An 8,678-nucleotide genomic window follows, 5' to 3' on the forward strand; every position below is an offset into this window, starting at 1 on the left:
CTCCCAGCTCGTCGAGCAGTTGGGGGTCATCCCCGCGGGTGCGGGGAGCAGGCCGGCAGGGCACCCAGCTCGTCGAGCAGTTGGGGGTCATCCCCGCGGGTGCGGGGAGCAGGGGAACGTCCGCCAGCCCGTACAGCAGCACCCGGGGTCATCCCCGCGGGTGCGGGGAGCAGGAAAGCGATCCAGGAAGGGGACCGGCTGTGACGGGGTCATCCCCGCGGGTGCGGGGAGCAGGCCAGGCCCGCCTCACTGCGCCTCCACCCAACGGGGTCATCCCCGCGGGTGCGGGGAGCAGACCGCCCCCGGCGGCGTGTCCGGCCCGGTGGTGGGGTCATCCCCGCGGGTGCGGGGAGCAGGGAGGGGTTGGGCTGCATCGGTGGTGCCGGACGGGGTCATCCCCGCGGGTGCGGGGAGCAGGCCCCGGTTCGCTGGGGCCCCTCTTCGTTCTGGGGGTCATCCCCGCGGGTGCGGGGAGCAGTTGAGCTGCTTGGGGTCGCGCATCTTCGGGGCGGGGTCATCCCCGCGGGTGCGGGGAGCAGGCCTCGATCTCCGCGACGAGCTCCTCGATGCGGGGGTCATCCCCGCGGGTGCGGGGAGCAGAATCAGTTCCAATTGACCAACGTCGGTAACGAGGGGTCATCCCCGCGGGTGCGGGGAGCAAATGGCGTACGCCCAATCCGTTAGGACGACCGCGGGGTCATCCCCGCGGGTGCGGGGAGCAGGCTTTCTGACCTGGGCCTCTAGGCGGGCCGTGGGCTGTTTTTGTGCACTTTCATCGAATCCGGCAATCGGGATCAAAAGAACCTCGGAGTTCGTTTTCTGACGGACGGCGCTGGGCGGCAAGGCCTGGGGATACGGAGAGCCCTCCGACATGCTGGCCTTCGTGTCCGCTTGTCCTACTTTTCGGGCTTGGCCGCCTGTTGGCGGCTCCTTTCCGTGGCTGGCTCGACCGTCGCGGCTGCTCGTCAGCGCGCCTCCTGCTCAGTGCCCCCGGCCTTCTTCGGCTGCGATCCGGCAGCGGCCGCACAGGCCCCGGGTCTGGACGGGCCGGCCGCAGGGGGCGTCGTGGCCCGGGCAGATGCCTTCGTCCGCGGGGTGGGTTATGGCGGTGGTTGCCTCGTCGTCGGTGCATGAGAGGCACCTGCCGCCGTGCGTACGACTCCCGCAGCCCGCTTCGCATGCGGGCCGTCCCGCGCAGTCTCCGCAGAGGTTCGTGGCCGTTGTGGCCGGGCGCGCGCATCGGGTGCATTCGCGGTGCACCCTCCGGGTCAGTGCCTCCGCCACGGTTCGGTCCGCCGGATTTTCGCGGGCGGCCAGCGCGTCCCAGCCTGCGGTCGGATGGGGAACGGGCATCGCCTCGGCGGCTCGCAACCGGGCGGCCACGATGGCGCCGACGGTGTGATGGAGGGGGGAGGGGAGGGGCCGGCCCGAGACGATCGTCTTGAGGTGGCTCCTTTTCCAGCCGGCGCGCAGCAGCCGTTCCACCACCCGGCCCTGGTCCTCGAGCGCCTGCCCGGTCAGCGTGAACTCCGGCTGCCATGCGGCGACCTCGAGGAGCAGGCCGATGCCGACCGTGATCTGCACTGCTTCGGGCTCGGCGGCTCGGGCTCCGCCGCTGTCCGTTCCTGTTCCCGTTCCCGCCGCGGCGTCGTCGGGCGGGGCTACAGGTACAGGTACAGGTACAGGTACAGACATGGACGGACGGACGGTCTGTGGATCGGGGCTGTCGACCGGGTTCTCGTTATAGGGCGTCATGGGTGACGCGGGGGTGGCGTCACCCATGACGCCGGGTACGGCGTCACCACTGTCCCCACCCCCTGGCGTCACCGGTGACGCCACCCCCGCGTCCTTGCTGCGCCAGCCGCCTTTGGGAACGATCCCGGCCTTGCGCTTGGCGTCGACCCGTTGGGCCGTGACCTGCGCCGCCACGTCGCAGGCCCGTTGCCCCGCCTCCAGTGGATCCGTCCACTCCCCACGCCAGAAACGGGCGTCGAAGAGGTGGTAGACGTTCGCGTCGTTCTCGCGGGCGTTGCGCGGCGAGGTACGGCGTTCGATGCGTAAGAGGCCGGCGCACTCGCCTTCGAGCAGCGTTCGGTCCAGCGTCTTGAGGGAGACACCGAGCTGCGCCGCGAGTTCGGACCGCCAGGGACGCCCTTTGGAGGTGTCACGGCCTCCGATGTCCGCGTACGTGACGAGGATGCAGTACAGCGTGCGCAGGTTGCTCGTATACCGGGGGTCGCAGACCCATTGGGACACGACCTGACCGAAGGGGAGTCCGCCTCCGCGGCGCACTTCCGGAGCGAGCATCGTGGGTACCTCCGAGTGCGCGTCGTGTCGTGGCGGATGGCGCGTCAGGGGGAAGGACCGACGGAGTCCAGGCCGGGGTGCTCGATCCGGGCACCTGCGCCCTGCGGCCGTCGCAGACCGGCCAACGGCCGTCGTACGGCTCGGGGTAGCGGCTGGGCTGCAGATGCCGGGGGCGCCGGGTGCCCGGCCCGGTCGGCGCGCCCGCCTGTCCGACCGTCCGTCCGTCCGGTGTGTTGATCTTCCTGACGTCCAGAAGCCTGATGCTCACACTGTCTGCATGTCAACGATCGTTTCACGTCACAAAAGGATTCTTTCGAATATCTGCGTCTGGTTCTGGTTGCAGCGTGGCCAAAACCCCTACCCTGTGCCGCTGAACAGGCATGCCTGCCTCATGACTGCCACCGCTCCCCAGAGGCGGATTCAATGATCCTTTCACTTGTGTAAGCAATCATTGATCTGCTCTAGTAGCCGGGCACGTACACAGCGTCCTGCTGCCGTCCACCACCGCACGGGAACATGCCGCCAACCCGCCGGGAGCATCCGTGACCGTCTCCACTCCTCACCTCAACAGCCTGACGCTGCTGGAGGAGCTGATCGAGGAAGCGGAACTCGACTGGGACAAGGTCCTCGACGCGGAGGCGATCTCCTGGAACACCGGCCTGCCGGTCGGCGTGGTCCGCGCCGGGCTCAGCCGCCGGCCCTTGGTCGAGGTCGACTTCCTGGAACAGGTGGTCGAGCGGCTGAAGTTCCTGCGCCGGACCCGGCTTCGCCGCGACGGTGCGCCTTACACGCAGACCGAGATCGCCGAAGGCGCCGGGGTGACGCCCCAGTGGGTGGGCGAGCTGCTGAAGGGCCGCGCTGTGCCGAAGCTGGAGCACGCGGCCCGGATTGAGGACTTCTTCCAGGTCCCGCGCGGGTTCCTGACCGCGACCCCGTCACAGGCCCTGGACCGTGCGTTCAGGGAGAAGCTGGAGACGGTGCAGGCCCAGCAGCTGGCCGGACTCAAGGTGCTCAAGGAGCGGTTCGAACTCCGGAAGGTCGCCTTCCGCGGGGCTCCCGAAACCTTGGCCAAGATGCAGGCCCTGCTGGAAGTCATCCTGGACGACCAGCAGGAGGACTGAACGCGGCCGGCGCGCAGGGCCGGATGAGGACCGGGGGGAAATGTGCTGCTGCCGGAGCATGGCCCGCGGCGGTGTGGAAAGGCGGGGGCATCATGACGAGCAGGCGGCACAGGCAGCGGGACCGACAGCGGCTGGACCACGAGATGGCACAGTTGTACGCGGAGCTGGAAGCTGGCGTCGGCGAGCCCGTCCCCTCTGATGTGGACCAGCTGTTCCGCAAGCTGGCCGAGTACCTCACCCGCCGCCGGGGCCGCCCCGTACGCATCGTGCGCCGCAACTTCCCCGCGAGCGTCGGCCCGGTCTCGGGTCTGTGGGTGGACCGGGAGCACGACGACGTGATCGCCGTCGTGAAGAGCACGAGCGACTTCCATTCCCTCGTCATCCTCGGCCACGAGATCTGGCACATGCTGCAAGGGCACTGCGGCGAGCACACCCTGGACGCCCGGGTCGCCACCCGGTTCGTGAACGGCGACATGGCCGACGCGGAGCTGGAAGCCGCCGTACGGCACGTCGCCGCGCGCAGCCACGCGGTCTCGGACGAGGAAGCCGAGGCCGAGAAGTTCGGCAGGCTGATGGGCCGGCGGCTGCGGCGCCACGTGGAGCACGATCCCGACCAGCGGATCCTGGAAGGCACTCCCGCGAGGATCCAGGCTTCCCTCGGCGCTTCGGACGACTGATGCGGGATCTGGACTACTACATACCGGCAGCGGCCCTCTTCCTCGCCCTGCTGTCGAAGGTGCCCGCCCTCGTCCGGCGTCGGCGCAATCCCACCACGACGGCCATGGCAGGACTGCTCTTCACGGCCTGCGCCGGGTACGTCTTCGCGGCACCGCCCACCATCCGGGCGCTCAACCGCGGCACGGGCATTCCCAACATCTCCGCGCCGCTGGTCTACGTCATCCTCAGCGCCTTCAACGCCTCCTGCATCGCCCTCCTGGTCTTCTGGCGCGAGGGGACGGGGCAGGACGCGCGCCGGACGGCACGGCGCTGGCTGGCCTCGTGCGCTGTGGTCGCATGCCTCATCCCCCTGTTCTTCGCCCTCGGAGACGCACCCGTGGAGCGGCTCCGCGATTTCGACACCTACTACGCGACCACTCCGTTCATCCGCGAAATGATCGTCGTGTACCTCGGGTGGCACATCGCGGTGGGCGCCGTCCTGCCGTTCCTGTGCTGGCGGTGGTCGCGTGAGGTCAGCGGCTGGGTCAAGGCGGGCCTGCGCGTACTCGTGGCCGGCTTCGTGCTCAATGCGGCCTTCGGGCTGGCCAAGGGGGCAGCCGTCACCGCCCGGTGGATCGGCGGCGATCTCGACCACCTCAACGCGTACATCGCCCCGCCGGTGGCGAGCACGGGCGCCCTGCTGACCACCCTCGGTTTCCTCCTCCCCCAGGGCGAACGGCTCGCGGCGCACTGGCACACCTGGCAGACCTACCGGCAGCTCGGGCCGCTCCACCGCGATCTGGGCGCTCTGGCGCCGGACACGCCCGCGCCGCGGCTGCCCTTCCTCGCCCTCGGTACGCGTCTCAGCAACCGCGAATGCGACGTGTACGACCGGCTGTTCGCTCTGGCCCCGTACTGCGACCCGTACATCCTGTCCGCCGCTCAGGGCAAAGCCCGGCAGACGGGCGTGGATCCGCAGGCGGCGTTCGCGTACGCGGCGGCCACGATGATCGCCGATGCCGTCAAGGCGAGCAGGGACCGGCCGGACATCCTCGACGATTCCGCCCAGGCCGCCGGCCTGGAAGCCCTCGGCCCCGTCATCGCCGGCGGCATCGACGGCATGGCCCGGGTCGCCGCGCACTACACCGCCTCGACGCACGGGACGCACAGGACGCGGGGACCCGCCGCCCGGAGGCCCCGGGTGCCCGAACCGCCCCGGACACCCTTATTTGATCCCTGCGTGAGGAAGACCCAGCCATGACCGCCATGACCCGGTCCACGGCCACCCGGCGGACACGAATTACCGGAGGCGCGCAGGACACACAGGACACACCCACGCGGGATGCGCAGGACGCGCAGCGCACGCGGGGTGCACACCACACCCGGGACGTGCGGTGAACGACTCGAACGGTCTGGGTTTCTACATACCTGGGGCAGTGCTGCTGCTGGCGACCCTGCTGAAGCTGCCCGCACTGTGCCGCAATCCGCGCGACGAGCTCCTGCGGTCCGTGTGCGTCCTGCTGGCGCTCGCCACCGCGGTCTTCGGATGCACCGCCATCCCCACTCTTATCGCCGTCAACAGGATCACCGGCATTCCCAACGCCGCCGCACCGCTCGTGTTCTCCCTGCTCACGGCCTTCTCCGGGGCCAATATCGTCCTCATCCTGCACTGGAGCAGCACACCCGAGGACGCCGGGCGGGCACGTCGGCGCTCCCGTCTGTGCACCCTGGTCACGCTCGCCGTGATCGTGGCCATCAACGCCCTCTTCGTCCTGGGCGACGCCCCCAAAGAGCGCCTGCGCGACCTGGACACCTACTACGCGAGCACGCCGTACATCAGGGAGATGATCCTCCTCTACATCGCGGCCCACACCACCGCGGCTGTCACCATGACGGTCCTGTGCCGCAGATGGGCCCGCGAGGTGAGCGGCGGGCTGCGTGCGGGGCTGGCGTTCATCGCCACCGGCTACGTCCTGAACCTGCTGTACGACGTCGCCAAGCTGACGGCGATCGGAGCCCGCTGGGCGGGCCGCGACTGGAGCGTGCTCAGCGTCCAGTTCGCCCCGGCCCTCGCCTCGGTGTCCGCGCTGCTGATCGCGACCGGCTTCGTCCTGCCGCTCATCACGCAGCACGTGACCAGCCGCTGGAGGATGTGGCGCCGCTTCCGCCTGCTCCGCCCGCTCCACCAGGAACTGCGGACGGCGACACGGCACAGCATCGACCTGTCAGCCGGAGCCTGGACACCCATCGAAATCCGGCTGACCCAACGCGAGTCCGACATCCACGACGGGATCCTCGCGGTCAACCCCTACCTGCTCGCCGACCTGCGGGAACAGGCGCTGCGCAAGGAACTGGACGCCGGCCGGCCAAGTGAAGAGGCGCAGGCCGTGGCGGACGCGGCCGCCCTGGCCAGCGCCGTCGTGGCCTGGGAAAGAGCCCAGGAGACATCCCCGCGTTCCACACCGCCGCGCACCGCGGACACGGTCCTGGAGTCGCCGAACAGCCCCCAGGGACTCGTACGGATGTCGCTCGCGCTGGCCAACTCGGCGACCGTCCGCTCGTTCCGGCAATCCGCCATCCTAGAAAGCAGCACCCGATGACAGAGCTCCCCTCGTCCGACGCCCGCGTGGTCGTACTCGGCGGCGGCCTGGCCGGCACCCTCGCTGCCGCCGCCCTCGCCCCCTCCGTACCCGAGGTCCTGATCCTGGAGCACGACACGGCGCTGCCCGACACCCCCTCGCCGCGGCCCCGGCTCCCCCAAGCCGCCCACGCCCACATGCTCTGGGCGGGAGGGGCGGACGCGATGGAGGAACTGCTGCCGGGTGTGACCGGCGACTGGCTCGCCGCCGGCGCCCACCGCATCCCGATCCCCAACGGCATGGTGTCCTTCTCCGCAGCCGGCTGGTTCCGCCGCTCCTGGGCCGACACCCACTACCTCATCGGGGCCAGCCGCAACCTCATCGACTGGGCCGTACGCGAACGGGTCCTGCGGCTGCCCAACGTCCGCGTACAGACCGGAACCAAGGTCTGCGGCCTGGAAGGCGACGCGGCCCACGTACTCGGCGTCGCCGTACGCAACGCCCAGGGCGAGCGGCGCCTCATCCCAGCCGACCTCGTCGTCGACGCGACCGGCCGCAACTCCAAGAGCACCCAGTGGCTCCGCGACATCGGCGGCCCACAGATACGCGAAACCGTCGTCGACGCGGGCGTCCGCTACGCCAGCCGCAAGTACTGGGCACCCCAGGGGACCGAGACCGACTGGCCGGTCATCCACATCCCCGCCGACCCGGGCCAGGGCAAGCCGGGAATCGTCGCTACGATCATCTCCATCGAGAACGGCCAGTGGCACGTCAGCCTCTCGGGCACCCGCGGCGCGGAGCCCTGCGCCGACGAGGACCTCTACGAGGAATTCGCCCGCCAGGCCCGCCACCCCCTCGTAGCCGAATTCCTGGCCCGGGCCGAGCCGGCCGGCGAGGTATCCGTCTTCACCCGCACCGCCAACCGGCGCCGCCACTTCGAGCAGGCCCGGCTGCCGGACGGATTCATCGCCGTGGGCGACGCGGCCACCAGCCTCAATCCCGTCTACGGACACGGCATGTCCGCCGCGGCCCTCGGCGCCGTCGCCCTGCGCGATCAGGCCCGGCGTACGCCCGTCCTCGCGCCGGGCTTCGCGTCGAAGGCGCAGCGCGCCATCGCCCGGCCCGCCGCGGCCGCCTGGATGCTGGCGGTCGGCCAGGACCGGTTCTACCCGGGCGCCATCGGCAGGAGGCCAACGCCGGCGGACCGCCTGGTCGCCCGCTACGTCCACCGCCTCAACCACGCGGCCATCGGCAACGCCCTGGTCGTCAGGAAACTCACCGACGTCATGGCCATGCGCCGGCCCGCCCACGTCCTGGCCCACCCCGGCGTCCTCCTGGCCGCCGCCCTCGGCCCCCGCACACCGCTGCTCGACGGCCCGGCACTGACCCCGAAGGAACACGAAGTCCTGGCCCGGCCACCCCTGCGCACCTTGGGAGCGGCCCCGGCGCACCCCGCCAAATGACCGCGCCGACCGTCCCGATGGCCTGCACGGCGTCGGCCGCGTCCGCCGACTCCACCCCCAATGAACACCTCGTCGACGCCGTCGCGAGCACAGCGTTGCCCCGATGGCACGAGCCGGACGAGGACGAGCTGGTCCGATCTTCGGCTTCAGGCGCAGAGGCATGGGGCCGTCCCCACGGGCGCGGGGAGCAGGCTCGGCATCATGTCACCGATGCCGCCTGGCTTGGGGTCATCCCCGCGGGTGCGGGGAGCAGGGAGACGGGGACGTCGTCGAAGCACAGGACGAAGGGGTCATCCCCGCGGGTGCGGGGAGCAGTCCGGGTCGGAGAGCTTGCTGAGCGCGTCGCGGGGGTCATCCCCGCGGGTGCGGGGAGCAGGTTTTCGCCCGTGGAGAGGCACTTTTCCGCCGGGGGTCATCCCCGCGGGTGCGGGGAGCAGACTCACCGACATGCCACTTTAAGAGGTCCTAACAGAAGCCGTTGATCATGTGACTTTCGGTTCGGGTGGTCGTTGGTCCTGCCGTGGGGAAACGTCAGTCGCGGCCGTGGATCG

The 8,678-nt window shown here is 70.4% G+C and carries 6 protein-coding genes and 2 CRISPR repeat arrays; of the genes, 5 read left to right on the forward strand and 1 reads right to left on the reverse strand.

What is annotated here, in order from left to right; translation table 11 throughout:
• Window positions 1-22 precede the first annotated feature (22 nt).
• A CRISPR array of direct repeats spans window positions 23-722; the repeat unit is 29 nt; unit sequence GGGGTCATCCCCGCGGGTGCGGGGAGCAG.
• Between the two features lie 259 nt (window positions 723-981).
• The gene (locus ACIPK4_RS39615; RefSeq protein WP_402322695.1) at window positions 982-2,307 is read right to left on the reverse strand and encodes a hypothetical protein; all 1,326 of its coding nucleotides are present in this window, start codon (window positions 2,305-2,307) and stop codon (window positions 982-984) included.
• Window positions 2,308-2,849: 542 nt separating this feature from the next.
• Here ACIPK4_RS39615 and ACIPK4_RS39620 point away from each other — a divergent pair.
• The 5 genes from ACIPK4_RS39620 to ACIPK4_RS39640 all read left to right on the forward strand — a co-directional run bounded on the left by ACIPK4_RS39620 (window position 2,850) and on the right by ACIPK4_RS39640 (window position 8,127).
• On the forward strand, window positions 2,850-3,428 hold the full coding sequence (locus ACIPK4_RS39620) for a helix-turn-helix transcriptional regulator (RefSeq protein WP_402322698.1): 579 nt from the start codon (window positions 2,850-2,852) through the stop codon (window positions 3,426-3,428).
• Between the two features lie 92 nt (window positions 3,429-3,520).
• Window positions 3,521-4,105 (forward strand): toxin-antitoxin system, toxin component, encoded by a 585-nt coding sequence (locus ACIPK4_RS39625; RefSeq protein WP_402322701.1) that lies wholly within the window; start codon window positions 3,521-3,523, stop codon window positions 4,103-4,105.
• Complete coding sequence (locus ACIPK4_RS39630) at window positions 4,105-5,346, forward strand: MAB_1171c family putative transporter (RefSeq protein ID WP_402322703.1); 1,242 nt, start codon at window positions 4,105-4,107, stop codon at window positions 5,344-5,346. Before ACIPK4_RS39625 ends, ACIPK4_RS39630 begins: the two co-directional genes overlap by 1 nt.
• Before the next feature lie 133 nt (window positions 5,347-5,479).
• A complete protein-coding gene (locus ACIPK4_RS39635; protein WP_402322706.1) occupies window positions 5,480-6,685 on the forward strand; it encodes an MAB_1171c family putative transporter in 1,206 nt (401 codons plus the stop codon).
• Complete coding sequence (locus ACIPK4_RS39640; RefSeq protein ID WP_402322709.1) at window positions 6,682-8,127, forward strand: FAD-dependent oxidoreductase; 1,446 nt, start codon at window positions 6,682-6,684, stop codon at window positions 8,125-8,127. The genes ACIPK4_RS39635 and ACIPK4_RS39640 overlap by 4 nt, the downstream gene beginning before the upstream one ends.
• 162 nt (window positions 8,128-8,289) lie before the next feature.
• Window positions 8,290-8,564: a CRISPR direct-repeat array (repeat unit 29 nt; unit sequence GGGGTCATCCCCGCGGGTGCGGGGAGCAG).
• Window positions 8,565-8,678: the final 114 nt, after the last annotated feature.

It is taken from the genome of Streptomyces sp. NPDC086989 (assembly GCF_044745505.1).
Lineage (GTDB): Bacteria > Actinomycetota > Actinomycetes > Streptomycetales > Streptomycetaceae > Streptomyces.

Excerpts from the sequence above, each read along its gene's own strand:
- ACIPK4_RS39615 (WP_402322695.1), bottom strand. The coding sequence starts at position 2,307 with ATGCTCGCTCCGGAAGTGCGCCGCGGAGGCGGACTCCCCTTCGGTCAG.
- ACIPK4_RS39625 (WP_402322701.1), top strand. The coding sequence starts at position 3,521 with ATGACGAGCAGGCGGCACAGGCAGCGGGACCGACAGCGGCTGGACCAC.
- ACIPK4_RS39630 (WP_402322703.1), top strand. The coding sequence starts at position 4,105 with ATGCGGGATCTGGACTACTACATACCGGCAGCGGCCCTCTTCCTCGCC.
- ACIPK4_RS39640 (WP_402322709.1), top strand. The coding sequence starts at position 6,682 with ATGACAGAGCTCCCCTCGTCCGACGCCCGCGTGGTCGTACTCGGCGGC.